Source organism: Pseudomonas benzenivorans, from assembly GCF_024397895.1.
GTDB classification, from domain to species: domain Bacteria; phylum Pseudomonadota; class Gammaproteobacteria; order Pseudomonadales; family Pseudomonadaceae; genus Aquipseudomonas; species Aquipseudomonas benzenivorans_A.
The window spans coordinates 3432704-3449997 of sequence record NZ_CP073346.1 but is presented as its reverse complement, the minus strand read 5'-3'; the positions used below and the strand labels follow the sequence as shown (position 1 = coordinate 3449997).

The window sequence follows — 17294 nt, the reverse complement described above, 5'->3', positions numbered from 1 at the left end:
CCAAGAGGCCCCTTCTTCATACCTGCTTGACCCGCAGCTCTTTCGGCATCGAGAAGGTCACGTTCTCCGGCCTGCCCGCCAACTCGCTCTCCCCGTTCGCCCCCCACGCCTGCAGGCGGGCGACCACGCCGCGCACCAGCACTTCCGGCGCCGAGGCGCCGGCGGTGATACCGATGCCGGCGACGCCATCGAACCACTCACGCTTGAGGTCGTCGGCGCCGTCGATCAGGTAGGCCGGGGTGCCCATGCGCTCGGCGAGCTCGCGCAGGCGGTTGGAGTTGGAGCTATTGGGGCTGCCGACCACCAGCAGCACGTCGCACTCGGCCGCCAGCTGCTTGACCGCGTCCTGACGGTTCTGGGTGGCGTAGCAGATATCGTCCTTGCGCGGGCCTCCGATGCCGGGGAACTTGCGGCGCAGGGCGTCGATCACCTTGCTGGTGTCGTCCATCGACAGGGTGGTCTGGGTGACGAAGGCCAGGGCCTCGGGGTTGCGCACCTGCAGGCGCTGCACGTCCGCCTCGTCCTCCACCAGATAGATGGCGCCGCCATTGCTGGCGTCGTACTGGCCCATGGTGCCCTCCACCTCGGGATGCCCCTGGTGGCCGATGAGGATGCACTCGCGCCCTTCGCGACTGTAACGCACCACCTCCATGTGCACCTTGGTCACCAGCGGGCAGGTGGCGTCGAACACCTTGAGGCCACGCCGTTCGGCCTCGTTGCGCACCGCCTGGGACACGCCGTGGGCGCTGAAAATGACGATGACGTCGTCCGGCACCTGATCCAGCTCCTCGACGAACACCGCCCCGCGGGCGCGCAGGTCCTCGACCACGAACTTGTTGTGCACCACCTCGTGGCGCACATAGATCGGCGGGCCGAAGACCTCCAGGGCACGGTTGACGATCTCGATGGCGCGATCGACGCCGGCGCAGAAGCCGCGGGGATTGGCGAGTTTGATATGCATGGGCGTGAATCTCGGCGCGAAACGGGAACTGGGAGTGTAACGCCGCCCGCACGGGGCGGGCGAATGGCGGCTTAGCGGGGCCGTTTACCCGGCCCCGTCGGCAAGCGTCAGAGCGCCCTGACCTCGATGATTTCCACGTCGAAGTTGAGCGTCTTGCCGGCCAGCGGGTGGTTGAAGTCGATGGTCACCTGGGCCTCGTCGAACGCCTTGACCACCCCCGGCAGCTCGGCGTTGGCGGCGTCGTTGAAGATCACCAGCAAGCCTTCGGACAGCTCCATGTCCTGGAACTGCGCGCGCGGCATATGCTGCACGTTCTGCGGGTTGGGCTGGCCGAAGCCCTGCTCCGGCAGCACCTGCAGGGTGCGCTTGTCGCCGGCCTTGAAACCGAACAGCGCGGCCTCGAAACCGGGCAGCAGGTTGCCGTCGCCGACCCTGAAGGTGGCCGGCTGCTTGTCGAAGGTGCTGTCCACCACATCGCCGTTTTCCAGGCGGAGGGCGAAATGCAGGGTGACTTCCTTGTCCGGGCCGATACGTAGGTCAGTCATGGGCGACTTCTCCGGACTTGTTGCTCTTGAACATATCCAGCGCCAGCAGGATGGCGCCGAGGGTGATGGCGGCGTCGGCGATGTTGAACGCCGGGAAATACCAGCGGTGCTGCCAGTGCACCAGGATGAAGTCGACCACATGGCCGAGCACGACGCGGTCGACCAGGTTGCCCAGCGCGCCGCCGAGCACCAGGGCCAGCGCCACGGCCAGCCAGGTTTCGTCGCGTCTGAGGCGCTTGAGCCAGATCACCAGCACCACGCTGACCACCAGGGCGACGGCGGCGAAGAACCAGCGCTGCCAGCCGGACGCGCCGGCCAGGAAGCTGAAGGCGGCGCCGGTGTTGTAGGCCAGGGTCCAGCTGAAGTAGCCGGGGATCACCACCACCTGCTGGTACAGGGTCAGTACATCCTCGACGTAGAGCTTGCTGGCCTGGTCTGCCACGAACACCAGCAGGCTCAGCCACAGCCAGGCCAACCGCCCGAAACGGCCGGCGTTAGGCATAGTGACGAACCTCGCCAGCGCCTTCGATGTTGTCCACGCAACGGCCGCAGATCTCCGGATGGGCGGCATGGCTGCCGACGTCCTCGCGGTGGTGCCAGCAGCGACCGCACTTGGCGTGGGCGGACTTGACCACCTTGAGCTTGAGGCCGGCCACTTCGGTTTCCACCGCATCGCTTGGCGCGCTGGCCAGCGGCGCCAGGCTGGCGGTGGAGGTGATCAACACGAAGCGCAGTTCGTTGCCCAGCTTGTCCAGATCGGCGATCAGGCTGTCTTCGGCGTACACCGTCACTTCGGCCTGCAGGTTGCCGCCGATGGCCTTGGCGCTGCGCTGGTTCTCCAGCTCCTTGTTCACCGCCGCCTTGACCGCCATGACCCGCTCCCAGAACTCGCGGTTCAACTCGAAGCCTTGCGGCAACTCGCTCAGCCCCTGATACCAGCCGTTGAGCATGACCGACTCGTTGCGCTCGCCCGGCAGGTACTGCCAGATCTCGTCGGCGGTGAAGGCCAGGATCGGCGCGATCCAGCGCACCAGCGCCTCGGCGATGTGGAACAGCGCGGTCTGGCAGGACCGCCGCGCCACGCTGTCGGCGGCGGTGGTGTACTGGCGGTCCTTGATGATGTCGAGGTAGAAGCCGCCCAGCTCCTGCACGCAGAAGTTGTGCACCTTCTGGTAGACGTTCCAGAAGCGGTAGCTGTCGTAGGCCTCCTCGATCTCGCGCTGCAGCAGCAGGGCGCGGTCGACCGCCCAGCGGTCCAGCGCCAGCATCTCGCCTTCCGGCAACAGGTGCTGCGCCGGGTCGAAGCCGCTGAGGTTGGAGAGCAGGAAGCGCGCGGTGTTGCGGATGCGCCGGTAGGCGTCGGCGCTGCGCTGCAGGATGACCTTGGACACCGCCATCTCGCCGGAGTAGTCGGACGAGGCCACCCACAGGCGCAGGATATCGGCGCCCAGGCTGTCGTTGACCTCCTGGGGCGCCACCACGTTGCCGAGGGACTTGGACATCTTGCGGCCGTTCTCGTCGACCACGAAGCCGTGGGTCAGCAGCGCCTTGTAGGGCGCATGGCCGTCGATGGCGCAGCCGGTCAGCAGCGAGGAGTGGAACCAGCCGCGGTGCTGGTCCGAGCCTTCCAGGTAGAGATCGGCGCGCGGGCCGGCATCGTGGCCGAGCGGGTGCGAGCCGCGTAGCACGTGCCAATGGGTGGTGCCGGAGTCGAACCAGACGTCCAGCGTGTCGCTGATCTTGTCGTACTGGGCGGCCTCGTCGCCGAGCAGCTCGGCGGCGTCCAGCTGGAACCAGGCCTCGATGCCCTGCTGCTCGACGCGCTGGGCCACGGCCTCCATCAGTTCGACAGTGCGCGGGTGCAGCTCGCCGCTCTCCTTGTGCAGGAAGAACGGAATCGGCACGCCCCAGTTGCGCTGGCGCGAGATGCACCAGTCGGGACGCCCGGCGATCATGCCGTGCAGGCGCGCCTGGCCCCAGGCCGGGACGAAGGCGGTCTGCCCGATGCCGGCGATGGCGCGTTCGCGCAGGCTGTTGCCCTGGGCCGACTGCTTGTCCATGCCGACGAACCACTGGGCGGTGGCGCGGTAGATCAGCGGGGTCTTGTGACGCCAGCAGTGCATGTAACTGTGGTTGACCTTCTCGTGGGCCAGCAGGCAGCCGACCTCGGCCAGCTTGTCGACGATCGCCGGGTTGGCCTTCCAGATGAACTGGCCACCGAAGAACGGCAGCGACTCGGCGTACACGCCGTTGCTCTGCACCGGATTGAGGATGTCGTCGTTGTGCATGCCGTAGCGCTTGCACGAGTGGAAGTCGTCCTCGCCGTAGGCCGGGGCCGAATGGACGATGCCGGTACCGGCGTCCAGGGCCACATAGTCGGCCAGGTAGACCGGGGAGAAACGCTCGTAGAAGGGGTGACGGAAGCGAATCTGCTCCAGTGCCTCGCCCTTCGCCCGGGCGACCACCTCGCCCTGCAGGCCGTAGCGGGCAAGGCAGGACTCCACCAGCTCCTCGGCCAGCAGCAGCAGCTTGTCGCCGGTGTCGACCAGGGCGTACTCGAACTCAGGGTGGACGTTCAGCGCCTGGTTGGCCGGGATGGTCCAGGGCGTGGTGGTCCAGATCACCACATAGGCGGTCTTGCCCAGGGCGCCGAGGCCGAAGGCCGCCGCCAGCTTGTCGGCGTCCTCGACCGGGAAACCGACATCGATGGTCGGCGACTGCTTGTCGGCATATTCGACTTCCGCCTCGGCCAGCGCCGAGCGGCAGTCGAAACACCAGTTGACCGGCTTCAGGCCCTTGAACACGAAGCCCTGCTTGACCATCTCGGCCAGGGCGCGGATCTCGCCGGCCTCGTTGGCGAACGCCATGGTCTTGTAGGGGTTGTCCCAGTCGCCCAGCACGCCGAGACGGATGAAGTCGGCCTTCTGCCCTTCGATCTGCTCGCCGGCGTAGGCACGGCACAGTTCGCGGGTCTTGTCGGCGGCCAGGTGCTTGCCGTGGGTGGTTTCCACCTTGTGCTCGATCGGCAGGCCATGACAGTCCCAGCCCGGCACATAGGGCGCATCAAAGCCCGAGAGGGTCTTGGAGCGGGTGATGATGTCCTTGAGAATCTTGTTGACCGCATGGCCGATGTGAATGCTGCCGTTGGCATAGGGCGGGCCGTCGTGCAGGACGAACTTCGGTCGTCCCTCGCCAATCTGCCGCAGCTTCTGATACAGGCCAAGGTCGTTCCAGCGCTGCAGGGTCTGCGGCTCGCGCTGCGGCAGGCCGGCCTTCATCGGGAACTGGGTATCAGGCAGATTTAGCGTGGCTTTGTAGTCGGTCATCTCAGGCTCTTCACTTAAGCGGTTGGCCCTGCCAATGGGCACGGGCGGCGGCAATATCGGCAGCAATTGCCGTCTTCAGGGCCTCGAGTGAGGCAAAACGCTGCTCGTCGCGCAGCTTGTGGTGGAAGGCCACCGTCAAACGCCGGCCATACAGGTCGCCGGCAAAGTCCAGCAGGTGCACTTCCAGGTGGGCGCTGCCGTCGCCGGCTACGGTCGGCCGCACACCGATGTTGGCGACACCCGGCCAGGCCTGGCCGTCCACTCGGGTGCTGACCAGGTAGACCCCGGTCAAGGGCACGCGACGGCGCTTGAGCTGGATATTGGCCGTCGGTGCGTCCAGCTGACGACCGAGCTTCTGCCCGTGCAGCACCCGGCCGGCGATCTGGAAAGGCCGTCCGAGCAACTGTTCGGCGAGGGCGAAGTCGCCGCTGGCCAGGGCTTCACGCACCCGCGTGCTGCTGACCCGTCCGCCATCGACCTCGACCGTGGCCGCGGCCTCGACGGTGAAGCCCAACTGGGCCCCGGCCTGAGCCAGGAAGGCGAAGTCACCGGCACGGTCGCAGCCGAAGCGGAAGTCGTCACCGACCTCGAGGTGACGCACCGCCAGCCCTTCGACCAGCACCTCGCGTACGAAGTCTGCCGCACTCAGCTCGCGCAGACGCGGGTTGAACGCCAGGCACAGCACTCGATCGACGCCCTCCTTGGCCAGCAGCGCCAGCTTGTCGCGCAGTCGGGTCAGGCGCGCCGGCGCAGTCAGCGGGGCGAAGAATTCGCGCGGTTGCGGCTCGAAAATCACCACGCAGCTGGGCACCCCCAACTCGGCCGCGCGCTCGCGCAGACGCGCCAGGATGGCCTGATGGCCACGATGGACGCCGTCGAAGTTGCCGATGGTGGCGACACAGCCCCGATGCTGGGGCCGCAGATTATGAAGGCCTCGAACCAGCTGCATAGCACGCTTCTTGCTCATAAAGTGGCCGATTATACGCACACCCGCCGGCCGACAACAGGCGGCAAATCCAACAGCCGCCGATCAGGGCCGCGCCCGCCGGGCAAAGTCGCGCAGGCGGAAGCCGAGCAGCAGCAGCATGCCGAAATAACTCGCCAGCCCGACCAGCACCACGCCCCCCAGGCGCAGCAGACGCAGCAGCATGTTGCCCTCACTCCAGGCCGGCATGAAATGCATGACCAGCACCAGCATGCCGCCCATGGTCGCCACTGCCAGCAGCAGCTTGCCGAGGAACAGCGCCCAGCCCGGCTGCGGCTGAAAATAGTCGCCCTTGCGAAGTTGCCAATACAGCAGGCCGGCATTCAGGCATGCGCCCAGGCCGATGGCCAGGGCCAAGCCGGCATGGGCCAGCGGGCCGATCAGGGCGAGGTTCATCAACTGGGTGGCGACCAGGGTGACCACGGCGATGCGCACCGGCGTGCGAATGTTCTGCCGGGCATAGAAGCCCGGCGCGAGAATTTTCACCAGGATGATACCCAGCAGGCCGACCGCGTAGGCAATCAGCGCGCGCTGGGTCATCAGCGCATCATGGGCGGCGAACTTGCCGTACTGGAACAGCGAGACGGTCAGCGGCTCGGCCAGCACCGCCAGGGCCACCGCACTGGGCAGGGCCAGCAGGAAAGACAGACGCAAACCCCAGTCGAGCAGCCGCGAGTACTCTTCGCGATCGGCACTGGCATGGGTCTTCGCCAGGGCCGGCAGCAGAATGGTGCCGAGCGCCACCCCGAGCACCCCGGCGGGCAACTCCATCAAGCGATCGGCGTAGTACATCCAGGACACCGACCCCGCCACCAGGAAGGAGGCGAAGATGGTGTTGATGATCAACGATATCTGGCTCACCGACACACCGAAGATGGCCGGCCCCATCTGCCGGAGCACCCGCCACACACCCATGTCCCGGAGATCAAGACGCGGCAACACCAGCATGCCGATCCTCCGCAGGTGAGGCAGCTGGTAGAACAACTGCAGCAGGCCGCCAACCAGCACCGCCCAGCCCAGGGCCATGATCGGCGGATCGAAGTAAGGACTCAGCCACAGGGCGAAGATGATCATGCTGACATTGAGCAGGGTCGGCACGAAGGCCGGCACCGAGAAGCGGTTCCAGGTATTGAGCACCGCCCCGGCCAGCGACGACAGGGAGATCAACAATATATAGGGGAAGGTCACCCGCAGCAGATCGGTGGTCAGGCTGAAGCGATCCGGCTCATCGGCGAAACCCGGGGCGGAAATCCACACGATCCACGGCGCGATCAGAATGCCGACCAGGGTGACCAGCGCCAGCACGAGGGTCAGCAGGCCGCTGACGTAGGCAACGAAGGTACGGGTCGCCTCGTCGCCCTGCTGGGTCTTGTACTCCGCCAAAATGGGCACGAAGGCCTGGGAGAACGCGCCCTCGGCGAAAATTCGGCGCAACAGGTTGGGCAGTTTGAAGGCCACCACGAAGGCGTCCGAAGCCACGCCAGCGCCGAAGATGCGCGCGATGATAGTGTCCCGTACGAAGCCGAGGACACGGGAAAGCATGGTCAACGAGCTGACAGCGGCCAGCGACTTGAGCAGATTCATGTAATAATTCGGTTTCCGCGAGCGAACACGCCAGCGGACAATCCGCCGGCGCGCGAAGGCGACGAGTGTAGCGGCCTGCCACTGGTCAGGCCAACAGGGGAAAACGCCAACACGCTTGACAGGCGCCCCTCAGCTCGGCATGATTCGCGGCCTTATTTGTTTGTAACCCCCCAGTTTTCGAGGAGCTTGACGGTGGCCAATACACCTTCTGCCAAAAAACGCGCCAAACAGGCTGAGAAGCGTCGTAGCCATAACGCCAGCCTGCGCTCCATGGTCCGCACCTACATCAAGAACGTGGTCAAGGCTATCGACGCCAAAGACCTCGAGCAGGCCAAGACCGCTTACACCCTGGCTGTTCCGGTCATCGACCGCATGGCTGACAAAGGCATCATCCACAAGAACAAAGCAGCCCGCCATAAAGGCCGCCTGAACGCCCACATCAAGGCGCTCGGTGAAGCTGCAGCAGCCTAAGCTGACTGTTCTTGAAAAACCGGCCTGATGGCCGGTTTTTTATTGCCCAGCAGAAAGGCCCGATCTGACATCGGGCCTTTCTGCTTTGCGCTCAGGGCCGCTCCGGCCAGGGCAGGATCGGAATCGCGGTCACCGCATTTTGCGGACTGCCCTCGATCACCCGGTCGCTGTACACCAGATAGACCAGGGTGTTGCGCTTCTCATCGAAAAACCGCACCACCTGCATGGTCTTGAACACCAGTGAAGTGCGCTCGCGAAATACCTCTTCGCCATCCTTCAGCGTCGACCTGAAACGCACCGCCCCCACCTGACGGCAGGCGATCGAAGCCTCGGCCCGATCCTCGGCCAAGCCCAGGCCACCCTTCACGCCACCGGTCTTGGCCCGCGACAGGTAGCAGGTCACGCCCTCCACCCCGGGATCGTCGAACGCCTCGACCACGATCTTGTCGTTCGGCCCCAGCAGCTTGAACACGGTGGACACCTCGCCGATTTCCTCGGCCGAGACCAGCAACGGCAGCGTCAACAGCGCAGCCGACAATCCCTTAGCTATCCGCACCCACCCCTCCTCAGACCAGAATCAGATTGTCCCGATGCACCAGCTCCGGCTCATCGACATAGCCGAGCAGACGCAGGATCGCCTCGGATGGCTGACCGATGATCTTCTGCGCCTCGAGCGCGCTGTAGTTGGCCAAACCCCGCGCCACCTCACGCCCCTCGGGATCGACGCAGACCACCATCTCGCCGCGGCGGAAGCCACCCTGCACAGCCTTGACCCCAACCGGTAGCAGGCTCTTGCGATCCTTGACCAGCGCCTTGACCGCTCCGGCATCCAGCACCAGGGTGCCACGGGTCTGCAGGTGACCGGCCAGCCACTGCTTGCGCGCCGCCAACAGGCCGCGCTCCGGCGCCAGCAAGGTACCCAACTGCTCGCCCGCCTTGAGCCGCACCAGCACCTGCTCGATCGCCCCACCGGCGATGACGGTGTGCGCCCCGGAGCGCGCCGCCAACCGCGCCGCACGCAACTTGGTCTGCATGCCGCCACGGCCGAGCGCACCACCCACGCTGCCCGCCACCGCATCCAGGGCCGGGTCGTCGGCACGCGCCTCGTTGATCAGCGCCGCACCGGGGTTGTGTCGCGGATCGGCGTCATACATGCCATCGCGGTCGGTGAGAATCACCAGCAGGTCGGCCTCCACCAGATTGGCCACCAGCGCCGCCAGGGTGTCGTTGTCGCCGAAGCGAATCTCGTCAGTGACCACCGTGTCGTTCTCGTTGATCACCGGCACCACGTCCAGCTGCACCAGGGTGCGCAGCGTGCTGCGGGCATTCAGGTAGCGCTTGCGGTCCGACAGGTCATCGTGGGTCAGGAGAATCTGCGCCGTGTGCCGACCGTGCTCGGCAAAGCTGGATTCCCACGCCTGGATCAGCACCATCTGACCGATGGCGGCCGCCGCCTGCAATTCATGCATGGCGCTGGGCCGGCCATTCCAACCCAGGCGACTCATGCCCGCCGCCACCGCGCCGGACGACACCAGCACCAGCTCGACGCCCTGCTCGCGCAGCGCCACCATCTGCCTGACCCACACCGCCATCGCCGCCCGGTCCAGGCCTCGGCCATCGGCGGTCAGCAACGCACTGCCAATCTTTACCACCCAGCGCCGCGCGCCGGTCACCTTGTCACGCATGATCTTCCAACCTTAGCCAGACAACGCTCGCTCAGCCGTTACAAAAACGCCGCTATTAAGCGGCGCTGAAATTCTGCTTAATCCCGGACGTAGATAATTTCCGGGCCATCCTCGTCATCTTCATCGTCGAAGTCATCCTCGTCGACATCATCGACGCTCTTGACCCCGGCCCGACGCAGCGCACGCTGGTCATCCAACGCCTGCAGACGGGCACGCGCCTCGTCCTCGATGCGCTGATCCAGCTCGGCCAGCTCGGCGGCGAACTCCGGATTCTCGGCCGCACGCTCGGCGCGCGCCTCCAGGTAATTCATGATGTCCTGACAGAGCCGCTCGGTACCCTCGCGGGCCAGGGCGGAGACCACATAGACCGGCCCCTTCCACTCCAGCCGCGCCACCACCTCGGCGACCCGCGCCTCGCGCTCCTCCTCGAGCATCTGGTCGGACTTGTTCAGCACCAACCAACGATCGCGATCGGCCAGGGCCGGACTGAACTTGGTCAGCTCCTCGACGATGGTGACCGCCGCGTCGGCCGGATCACTCAGGTCGAGCGGCGCCATGTCCACCAGGTGCAGCAACAGACGGGTACGCGCCAGGTGCTTGAGGAAGCGAATGCCCAACCCCGCCCCCTCGGAAGCCCCCTCGATCAAACCGGGAATATCGGCGACCACGAAACTCTTGTAGCGGTCGACACTGACCACCCCGAGGTTCGGCACCAGGGTGGTGAACGGATAGTCGGCCACCTTCGGCTTGGCCGCCGAGACCGAGCGGATGAAGGTGCTCTTGCCGGCATTCGGCAAGCCCAGCAGACCGACATCGGCCAGCACCTTCAGCTCCAGCTTGAGGTCACGCGCATCACCCGGCTTGCCCGGCGTGGTCTGCCGCGGCGCACGGTTGGTGCTGGACTTGAAACGGGTATTGCCCAGGCCATGCCAGCCGCCCTGAGCCACCAACAGGCGCTGGCCCGCCTTGGTCAGGTCACCGATCACTTCCTGGGTCGACGAATCGATCACCGTGGTGCCGACCGGCACCGGCAGGACCAGGTCCTCGCCCTTGGCACCCGTACAGTCGGTGCTGCCGCCCTTCTCGCCATTCGGCGCGAGAAAGCGCCGGGTGTAGCGGTAGTCCACCAGGGTATTGAGGTTCTCGTCGGCCTCGATGTACACCGAGCCGCCGTCACCGCCATCACCCCCATTGGGGCCGCCCTTCTCGATGAACTTCTCACGACGGAAGCTCATCATGCCGTTACCGCCGTCGCCGGCCTTTACATAGATCGATACTTCATCGACGAATTTCATGGGTACGCCTCCCGCAATGCTGCGGGTCAACAGAATCTAAAAACACAGGCTCTTGCCGGATGACCCCGCGCCCGAAGCGCGGCAACCCGGGTAATCGGGCAAGAACCCCTAGGATACAGAAACAAAAAAGCCCCGTCGCAAGGACAGGGCTTCTCCAGCAGCCTCGCGATTAAGCCGCGACGACGCTCACGTAACGGCGGTTGAACGCGCCCTTTACTTCGAACTTGAGCACACCTTCAACCTTGGCGAAGAGGGTGTGATCCTTACCCATGCCAACGCCGTAACCGGCGTGGAACTGGGTGCCGCGCTGACGCACGATGATGTTGCCGGCCTTGATAGCCTGGCCGCCGTACATCTTCACGCCAAGGCGTTTGGCTTCTGAGTCGCGACCGTTGCGGGTAGAACCGCCAGCTTTTTTGTGTGCCATGAGTCAATACTCCTATTAAGGGATTAGGCCGAAACGAATCAGGCCTGAATACCGGTGATTTTGATCTCAGTGAACCACTGACGGTGGCCCTGACGCTTCATGTGGTGCTTACGACGACGGAACTTGATGATGCGAACCTTGTCGTGACGGCCTTGCGAAACGACTTCGGCTACAACCTTTGCACCGTCTACGACAGGCGCGCCGATTTTGACGTCGTCGCCGTTGCCGATCAGCAGCACGCGATCAAAAGTCACGGCCTCGCCAGTGGCGATTTCGAGCTTTTCGATCTTGAGGAATTCGCCTTCGGTGACCTTGTATTGCTTGCCACCAGTAACAATCACTGCGTACATGGTAAATCTCCGTTAATCCTGCTCACCCAGCGCTTTATAGGTATGGTCATCGGCTGGCATGGCTGCTCGGGGCCGGAAGGACGCCCTTGCAATTGCGTAAGGCAGGGAAATGCCCAGGGGGAAGTTCAGGGTGCGCGATTGTACGCAAGCCACGGGCGCCGCGCAAGCATCCAGGGCGCTTGCCTTGACAGCCCCCACCCTGCCCCCTAGCATGCCGCGCAACCTTAGAGGAGCACTTGTCGCCGATGCAACCCCAGGCTTTCTACCGCGTGGTGGCGGACGATTTCACCGCCGTCGACGGCATCATCCGTCAGCAACTCGTCTCGCGCGTGCCGCTGGTGGAGAAAATCGGCGACTACATCATCTCCGCCGGTGGCAAGCGTCTGCGCCCGCTGCTGGTGCTGCTCTGTGGCAAGGCCCTGGGCCGCGATGACGAGCAGCTGCGCCTGCTCGCCGCCACCATCGAATTCCTGCATACCGCCACCCTGCTGCACGACGACGTGGTCGACATGTCCGACATGCGCCGCGGCCGCAGCACCGCCAACGCCCAGTGGGGCAACGCCCCCAGCGTGCTGGTCGGCGACTTCCTCTATTCGCGCTCTTTCGAGATGATGGTCGAGCTCGGCTCCATGCCGGTGATGAAGATCCTCTCCAAGGCCACCCGGGTGATCGCCGAGGGCGAGGTGCTGCAGCTGTCGAAGATTCGCGACGCCAGCACCACGGAAGACACCTATATGGAAGTCATCCGCGGCAAGACCGCCATGCTGTTCGAGGCCTCGACCCACAGCGCCGCGGCCCTGGCCGGCGCCTCGGAGCAGCAGCGCGAAGCCCTGCGCACCTTTGGCGACCACCTCGGCGTGGCCTTCCAGCTGGTCGACGACCTGCTCGATTACCGCGGCGACGCGGCCACCCTGGGCAAGAACGTCGGCGACGACCTGGCCGAAGGCAAGCCGACCCTGCCCCTGATCTACACCATGCGCGAAGGCACGGCCGAGCAGGCCGCCCTGGTGCGCCAGGCAATCCAGAAGGGTGGCCTCGAGAACCTGGAGAGCATCCGCAACGCGGTGGAAGCTGCCGGGGCACTGGACTACACCGCCCAGAAGGCACGGGATTTCGCCGAACGCGCCATTGCCTGCCTGGATGTGCTGCCCGCCGGCGAATACCGCGACGCCCTGATCGAGCTCAGCCGCTTCGCGGTCGCCCGCACCCACTGATACGCCATCAGATAAACGAGCCCGTCCCACGCGACGGGCTTTTTATTGCCCGATAGAAAACCAAGACTGGCCCTTGCCATTATTCAAGCAGGAATTATTCTCATCTATAACCTCAAATGGGAGATGAGTCATGACCTACCTGATCGATGCCTGGCTGGATAGACCCCAGCCGTATCTGCGCATAGTGAACCGTCAACCCGGTGAGACCTGCGCCTTGCTGGACGAAGACGCCCTGCAGGAGCTGCGCGATCTGGGGGATCTCGACCTGCAGGAGCTGAGCTGTAACGAACCCCTGGTGCTCAAGGAGCTGGTCCGCAGCCTGTTCCTGTTCTGCTACTCGCGGGCCTTGCGCCCCTGAGTCTGGGCTCCGCGGGCATGGCCCGCGATGCCTGTGCGGGGCGTCGGAGAGAAGTCCGACGCCCGCGCGTAGCCGCTTAGAGGACGTCCAGCAGCTCGACGTCGAACACCAGGGTGCTGTGCGGCGGGATGCTGCCGACGCCCTGGGCGCCGTAGGCCAGTTCGCTCGGCACGTACAGGCGCCACTTGCTGCCGGCATTCATCAGCTGCAGGGCTTCGGTCCAGCCGGCGATCACGCCACCGACCGGAAACTCGGCCGGCTGGCCACGCTCGTAAGAGCTGTCGAACACGGTGCCGTCAACCAGGGTGCCGTGGTAGTGGGCGCGGATGGTGTCTTCGCGGGTCGGTACCGCGCCTTCGCCGGTGCTCAGCACCTCGTACTGCAGACCGGAGGCCAGCACGGTGATGCCGTCGCGCTTGGCGTTCTCGGCGAGGAAGGCCTTGCCGGCACCAGCGGCTGCTTCGGCCTTGGCCTGAGCTTCGGCCTGCATGACCTCGCGGATGACCTTGAAGCTGGCCGCCATATCGGCCTCGCTGACGCGGCTCGGCTGACCGCCGAACGCATCGGTCAGTCCGGCCAGAATGGCCTCGAGGCTCACACCCGGCGGCGGGTTGTCACGCAGCTGGCCGCCGAGCTGACGACCGATGCCGTAGCTGACGCGGGTTTCGTCAGTTGAGAGATTGAGTTCGGACATGACACTGCTCCGCTGGGGCTAAAAAGGCCGGCCAGACTAGCACAGAACCCCCGCCGCCCCTACCCGCGCCCCTGGCGCCGGCGGCGACAGCGCTCGGAGCAGTAACGCACCTCGGCCCGGCATCGCACCCACTTCCTGCACCAGACAAAGGGCCGCTTGCAGACCGCGCATGGCTTTAGTGGCAGATCGGCCTTGCTCATAGCGTCTCGCCGGCATCCAGGCGCGCCAGCAACTGCTCGCCACGCTGCCAAAGCGCCTCACGCTTGGCCGTAGTCATCCGATCGAGGTTGCGGTAGACCATGCCCAGCCGCTGATTCCCGGCGAGCCGCTCACGGTGGCGCATGAGAAAGTGCCAGTACAGCGCATTGAACGGACAGGCCCGCTCGCCGGTGCTCTCGCTCACCCGGTAGGCGCAGTCGCCGCAGTAGTCGGACATGCGCTTGATGTACTGGCCGCTGGCACAGTAGGGCTTGGAACCCAGGTAGCCGCCGTCGGCATGCATGACCATGCCCAGGGTGTTGGGCAGCTCGACCCAGTCGTAGGCATCCATGTACATCGCCAGGTACCAGTCGCACACCTGCCGGGGTTCGATCCCGGCCAGCAGGGCGAAGTTGCCGGTCACCATCAGTCGCTGAATATGGTGTGCGTAGGCGTGTTTGAGGGTCTGGCCGATCGCCTGGCTCATGCAGCGCATCCCTGTCTCGCCGGTCCAGTAGAACGAGGGCAGCGCCCGCTCGTTGCCCAAGGTGTTGCGCTTGGCGTAGTCCGGCATGTGCATCCAGTAGATGCCGCGCACGTACTCACGCCAGCCGAGCAGCTGGCGGATGAAGCCCTCGGCGGCATTGAGCGGCACGCTCTTGGCCCAGTAAGCCGCCTCGACATCGGCGCACAGCCGGCGCACATCGAGCAGACCGATGTTCAGCGCAGCACTGATCCGGGCATGGAACAGAAAAGGCTCGTCGGTGGCCATGGCGTCCTGATAATCGCCGAATGCTGGCAGGGCATACTCGAGGAAGTGTTGCCACAGCGTCTCGGCCTGCCCATGGGTCACCGGATAGTCGAATGCCTCCAGGCCTCCGTAATGAGCGGCGAAACGCTGCCCAACCAGGGTCAGCACCTGCTCGGTGATGGTGTCGCGGGCAAAGTGCGCCAGCGCCGGCGCTTTCTGGCCCTTGGGCAAGGATTTGCGGTTCTGTGAGTCGAAGTTCCAGGCCCCGCCCACCGGCGTGTGGTCTGCATTCACCAGCACGCCATGGGCCTTGCGCATCTCCCGGTAGAAGTACTCCATGCGCAGCTGCCTGCGCCCCTTGGCCCAAGCGGCAAAAGCCTGGCGACTGCAGAAGAAGCGCGGGTCGGCGTGCCACTCGATCGCTTGCCCCGAATCCTTGAGCGCCTTCTCAAGCCGCCACTCGCCACACTCGGTCAGGTGCACCTCATCGATGCCCAGCCTGGACACCCAGCGCACGAGCTCAGCGGGAAGGGAGCCAGTGTTACCGGGATCATCCAGCGCCACATAGTGCACGGTGAAGCCGCGTTCCCGCAGCGCCTGGGCGAAGTGACGCATGGCGCTGAAAATCAGCGCGATCTTCTGCGGATGATGGAGTACATAGTCAGTTTCGCTGGCGACCTCGGCCAGCAGAACGGCGTCGCGCCGGACATCCAGGGCCAACAGGCTGGGCAATTCGAACGACAGCTGATCGCCCAGCACCAAGGCGAGTCGGCGCACGCTCACGCCGACTCCGCCGCCATTTTGCCATCGATCGCCTCGACTCGCGGTTGCACGACAGCGCCGGCGCTGAGCACAAGCTGCTCCCGCAGCAGGGAGGACCGCGTCTCGCTAGAGCGCCCGCTCACCAGGCAGAAGTTATCGAGATCGGCACGCGCACGGTGTCGGGACTGCCATCCGCCATGCCGCACATCTCGTCGTGCACCACCGCATGCACCAGATTGAAGGGCACCTTGGGCAGCTCATGCAGCATCTCCCGGGCGTGTTCGACCGAGCGCAGGTGCAGCACCTCGCCGCGCCCATCGCTGAGCGAGTGCGAACGACCATCCATGCGCGCCTCGAGCACGTAGATGCCGCCCTCGATGGAGATCAGATTGAGTTCGTCGATGCGCCCGGCATGGGCGTGGGAGGACAGGTCGTGCAGGTTCATGGGGTCACCTCGCGCAATCAACTTGTACAAGAACCTTATCATATACAATTCTTGTACAGGACAAACCAAGCGCAAGGTACAAAGCAAACCGCCCGTCCGTTTCACAACGGCCGGGCGGCGAGTGAGGTGCAGAGGTGATCAGTGGTCGTGCTTGGTCAGCTTGTCCAGGTAGCCCATGGAGAAGGCCGAAAGCACAAAGGCCATATGGATGATCACGTACCACATCAGCTTGCTGTCATCGATGTTCTGCGCATTCATGAACACCTTGAGCAGGTGGATCGAGGAGATCGCCACGATGGAGGCCGCCACCTTCATCTTCAGCGAGCCGGAGTCCATCTTGCCCAGCCAGCTGAGCTTCTCCTTGCCTTCGTCGATGTCCAGCTGGGAGACGAAGTTCTCGTAACCGGAAATCATCACCATCACCAGCAAACCGCCGACCAGGGCCATGTCGATCAGCGACAGCAGCACCAGAATCAAATCGGCCTCTGCCATGGCAAAGACATTGGGCAGGATGTGGAAGACTTCCTGAAAGAACTTCAACGCCAGCGCCAGCAGGGCCAGGGACAGGCCGAAGTAGATGGGGGCCAGCAGCCAGCGCGAGGCGTACATCGCGTTTTCGATAAAGCGTTCCATGGGTACTCACAGATAGGGCATAAACAGCGGCCGAGTATACCCAGCGCACCCAGCCAGACAAGGCCAGCAAGCGGGAGTCGGGTTATCCCCGCAATCTGTGGATAAAGCTGTGCGCAGTCTCAGGATCAATCGCTGGGCACCAACAAGCACCGGCGCTGCCAGCGGCCGATCAAAAGGCAACCAGCGACCCGATCAGGTTTCCGGACGAAACTGGTAATTGCCCTGATGACGGCAGCGCTCGCCGTTCAAGCGGCGCAACTCGGCTTGAATATGCAAGCGCCAGATCATCATTTCGGTGCATTCGTCGTAGCCTTGCACGGCTAGGCTTTCGGCGATACCGCTGAGCACCCCTTCGGCCACAACAGGCCCATAGAACGGGCCTTGCGCCTTGATGGCGGAGGGTTGTTCGCCGGAAATTCCGGCGGCACAGATCAGCGTCCAGAGTCCATTCTCACCGGCCAGAGGCAGTACCACGCATTCGATACGGGTGACCAGGCCCAGGCATTGACGAGTGAGGCAGAGGTTACGCGGCATGGCGGCGACCCTCGCTAGATCAGGCCTCCAGCCTACACCCGCAATGGCGCGAATGGAAAGCCGAGGGTTATCCACG

At 64.6% G+C, this 17294-nt stretch carries 20 protein-coding genes; 3 read left to right on the top strand and 17 right to left on the bottom strand.

Features of this window, described 5'->3' with window-relative positions:
* Positions 1-16: 16 nt before the first annotated feature.
* From ispH to murJ, 6 genes are all read right to left on the bottom strand, one after another.
* Complete coding sequence (ispH, locus tag KDW96_RS16185) at positions 17-961, bottom strand: 4-hydroxy-3-methylbut-2-enyl diphosphate reductase (RefSeq protein ID WP_255837250.1); 945 nt, start codon at positions 959-961, stop codon at positions 17-19.
* Positions 962-1068: 107 nt separating this feature from the next.
* Entirely contained in the window at positions 1069-1506 is a 438-nt protein-coding gene (locus tag KDW96_RS16180; RefSeq protein ID WP_255837249.1) for an FKBP-type peptidyl-prolyl cis-trans isomerase, read from the bottom strand.
* Positions 1499-2008, bottom strand: coding sequence for a signal peptidase II (lspA, locus tag KDW96_RS16175; protein ID WP_255837248.1), 510 nt, complete (start codon positions 2006-2008; stop codon positions 1499-1501). The genes KDW96_RS16180 and lspA overlap by 8 nt, the downstream gene beginning before the upstream one ends.
* Positions 2001-4832 (bottom strand): isoleucine--tRNA ligase, encoded by a 2832-nt coding sequence (gene ileS, locus KDW96_RS16170; RefSeq protein ID WP_255837247.1) that lies wholly within the window; start codon positions 4830-4832, stop codon positions 2001-2003. The genes lspA and ileS overlap by 8 nt, the downstream gene beginning before the upstream one ends.
* A 10-nt stretch (positions 4833-4842) precedes the next feature.
* Complete coding sequence (ribF, locus tag KDW96_RS16165) at positions 4843-5781, bottom strand: bifunctional riboflavin kinase/FAD synthetase (protein WP_255837246.1); 939 nt, start codon at positions 5779-5781, stop codon at positions 4843-4845.
* A gap of 81 nt (positions 5782-5862) precedes the next feature.
* Positions 5863-7401: a murein biosynthesis integral membrane protein MurJ gene (gene murJ, locus KDW96_RS16160; protein WP_255837245.1), complete on the bottom strand. Its 1539-nt coding sequence runs from the start codon at positions 7399-7401 to the stop codon at positions 5863-5865.
* A gap of 192 nt (positions 7402-7593) precedes the next feature.
* Here murJ and rpsT point away from each other — a divergent pair, with 192 nt between their 5' ends.
* Complete coding sequence (rpsT, locus tag KDW96_RS16155) at positions 7594-7872, top strand: 30S ribosomal protein S20 (RefSeq protein WP_213641307.1); 279 nt, start codon at positions 7594-7596, stop codon at positions 7870-7872.
* 91 nt (positions 7873-7963) lie between these two features.
* On the opposite strand, the gene KDW96_RS16150 is transcribed toward rpsT, so the two are convergent.
* The 5 genes from KDW96_RS16150 to rplU all read right to left on the bottom strand — a co-directional run bounded on the left by KDW96_RS16150 (position 7964) and on the right by rplU (position 11629).
* Complete coding sequence (locus tag KDW96_RS16150) at positions 7964-8428, bottom strand: CreA family protein (RefSeq protein ID WP_255837244.1); 465 nt, start codon at positions 8426-8428, stop codon at positions 7964-7966.
* A gap of 10 nt (positions 8429-8438) precedes the next feature.
* Complete coding sequence (gene proB, locus KDW96_RS16145) at positions 8439-9557, bottom strand: glutamate 5-kinase (protein WP_255837243.1); 1119 nt, start codon at positions 9555-9557, stop codon at positions 8439-8441.
* 77 nt (positions 9558-9634) lie between these two features.
* Positions 9635-10852, bottom strand: a complete 1218-nt coding sequence (cgtA, locus tag KDW96_RS16140) for an Obg family GTPase CgtA (protein ID WP_255837242.1) — start codon at positions 10850-10852, stop codon at positions 9635-9637.
* Between the two features lie 169 nt (positions 10853-11021).
* Positions 11022-11279 (bottom strand): 50S ribosomal protein L27, encoded by a 258-nt coding sequence (gene rpmA, locus KDW96_RS16135; protein WP_213641310.1) that lies wholly within the window; start codon positions 11277-11279, stop codon positions 11022-11024.
* A 38-nt stretch (positions 11280-11317) separates the two neighbouring features.
* A complete protein-coding gene (gene rplU / locus KDW96_RS16130) occupies positions 11318-11629 on the bottom strand; it encodes a 50S ribosomal protein L21 (RefSeq protein WP_255837241.1) in 312 nt (103 codons plus the stop codon).
* 245 nt (positions 11630-11874) lie between these two features.
* Here rplU and KDW96_RS16125 point away from each other — a divergent pair, with 245 nt between their 5' ends.
* Together KDW96_RS16125 and KDW96_RS16120 are read left to right on the top strand one after the other, a co-directional pair.
* A complete protein-coding gene (locus KDW96_RS16125) occupies positions 11875-12843 on the top strand; it encodes a polyprenyl synthetase family protein (RefSeq protein WP_255837240.1) in 969 nt (322 codons plus the stop codon).
* Positions 12844-12973: 130 nt separating this feature from the next.
* Positions 12974-13201, top strand: a complete 228-nt coding sequence (locus tag KDW96_RS16120) for a PA4570 family protein (RefSeq protein WP_255837239.1) — start codon at positions 12974-12976, stop codon at positions 13199-13201.
* Between the two features lie 76 nt (positions 13202-13277).
* Here the strand turns inward: KDW96_RS16120 and bamJ are convergent, their stop codons facing one another.
* The 6 genes from bamJ to KDW96_RS16090 form a co-directional block, all read right to left on the bottom strand.
* Positions 13278-13895 (bottom strand): BamJ family beta-barrel-assembly machinery protein, encoded by a 618-nt coding sequence (gene bamJ, locus KDW96_RS16115; RefSeq protein ID WP_255837238.1) that lies wholly within the window; start codon positions 13893-13895, stop codon positions 13278-13280.
* A gap of 59 nt (positions 13896-13954) precedes the next feature.
* On the bottom strand, positions 13955-14095 hold the full coding sequence (locus KDW96_RS16110; protein WP_255837237.1) for a DUF2256 domain-containing protein: 141 nt from the start codon (positions 14093-14095) through the stop codon (positions 13955-13957).
* Positions 14092-15627 (bottom strand): cryptochrome/photolyase family protein, encoded by a 1536-nt coding sequence (locus KDW96_RS16105; protein ID WP_255837236.1) that lies wholly within the window; start codon positions 15625-15627, stop codon positions 14092-14094. Before KDW96_RS16105 ends, KDW96_RS16110 begins: the two co-directional genes overlap by 4 nt.
* A 118-nt stretch (positions 15628-15745) precedes the next feature.
* Positions 15746-16051 carry a DUF6482 family protein gene (locus tag KDW96_RS16100; protein ID WP_255837235.1) on the bottom strand — a complete coding sequence of 102 codons (306 nt, stop codon included), beginning with the start codon at positions 16049-16051 and terminating at the stop codon, positions 15746-15748.
* Between the two features lie 138 nt (positions 16052-16189).
* Positions 16190-16684 carry a TIGR00645 family protein gene (locus KDW96_RS16095; RefSeq protein WP_255837234.1) on the bottom strand — a complete coding sequence of 165 codons (495 nt, stop codon included), beginning with the start codon at positions 16682-16684 and terminating at the stop codon, positions 16190-16192.
* 192 nt (positions 16685-16876) lie between these two features.
* Positions 16877-17218, bottom strand: a complete 342-nt coding sequence (locus KDW96_RS16090; protein WP_255840545.1) for a PA4575 family protein — start codon at positions 17216-17218, stop codon at positions 16877-16879.
* Positions 17219-17294 lie beyond the last annotated feature (76 nt).

Bases quoted from the DNA above. Each gene is read 5' to 3' on its own strand.
- bamJ (WP_255837238.1), bottom strand. From the start codon at position 13,895: ATGTCCGAACTCAATCTCTCAACTGACGAAACCCGCGTCAGCTACGGC.
- ispH (WP_255837250.1), bottom strand. From the start codon at position 961: ATGCATATCAAACTCGCCAATCCCCGCGGCTTCTGCGCCGGCGTCGAT.
- murJ (WP_255837245.1), bottom strand. From the start codon at position 7,401: ATGAATCTGCTCAAGTCGCTGGCCGCTGTCAGCTCGTTGACCATGCTT.
- KDW96_RS16095 (WP_255837234.1), bottom strand. From the start codon at position 16,684: ATGGAACGCTTTATCGAAAACGCGATGTACGCCTCGCGCTGGCTGCTG.
- KDW96_RS16125 (WP_255837240.1), top strand. From the start codon at position 11,875: ATGCAACCCCAGGCTTTCTACCGCGTGGTGGCGGACGATTTCACCGCC.
- rpmA (WP_213641310.1), bottom strand. From the start codon at position 11,279: ATGGCACACAAAAAAGCTGGCGGTTCTACCCGCAACGGTCGCGACTCA.
- proB (WP_255837243.1), bottom strand. From the start codon at position 9,557: ATGCGTGACAAGGTGACCGGCGCGCGGCGCTGGGTGGTAAAGATTGGC.
- ileS (WP_255837247.1), bottom strand. From the start codon at position 4,832: ATGACCGACTACAAAGCCACGCTAAATCTGCCTGATACCCAGTTCCCG.
- cgtA (WP_255837242.1), bottom strand. From the start codon at position 10,852: ATGAAATTCGTCGATGAAGTATCGATCTATGTAAAGGCCGGCGACGGC.
- lspA (WP_255837248.1), bottom strand. From the start codon at position 2,008: ATGCCTAACGCCGGCCGTTTCGGGCGGTTGGCCTGGCTGTGGCTGAGC.
- KDW96_RS16110 (WP_255837237.1), bottom strand. From the start codon at position 14,095: ATGAGCAAGGCCGATCTGCCACTAAAGCCATGCGCGGTCTGCAAGCGG.
- KDW96_RS16120 (WP_255837239.1), top strand. From the start codon at position 12,974: ATGACCTACCTGATCGATGCCTGGCTGGATAGACCCCAGCCGTATCTG.
- KDW96_RS16100 (WP_255837235.1), bottom strand. From the start codon at position 16,051: ATGAACCTGCACGACCTGTCCTCCCACGCCCATGCCGGGCGCATCGAC.
- rplU (WP_255837241.1), bottom strand. From the start codon at position 11,629: ATGTACGCAGTGATTGTTACTGGTGGCAAGCAATACAAGGTCACCGAA.
- ribF (WP_255837246.1), bottom strand. From the start codon at position 5,781: ATGCAGCTGGTTCGAGGCCTTCATAATCTGCGGCCCCAGCATCGGGGC.
- KDW96_RS16090 (WP_255840545.1), bottom strand. From the start codon at position 17,218: ATGCCGCGTAACCTCTGCCTCACTCGTCAATGCCTGGGCCTGGTCACC.
- KDW96_RS16180 (WP_255837249.1), bottom strand. From the start codon at position 1,506: ATGACTGACCTACGTATCGGCCCGGACAAGGAAGTCACCCTGCATTTC.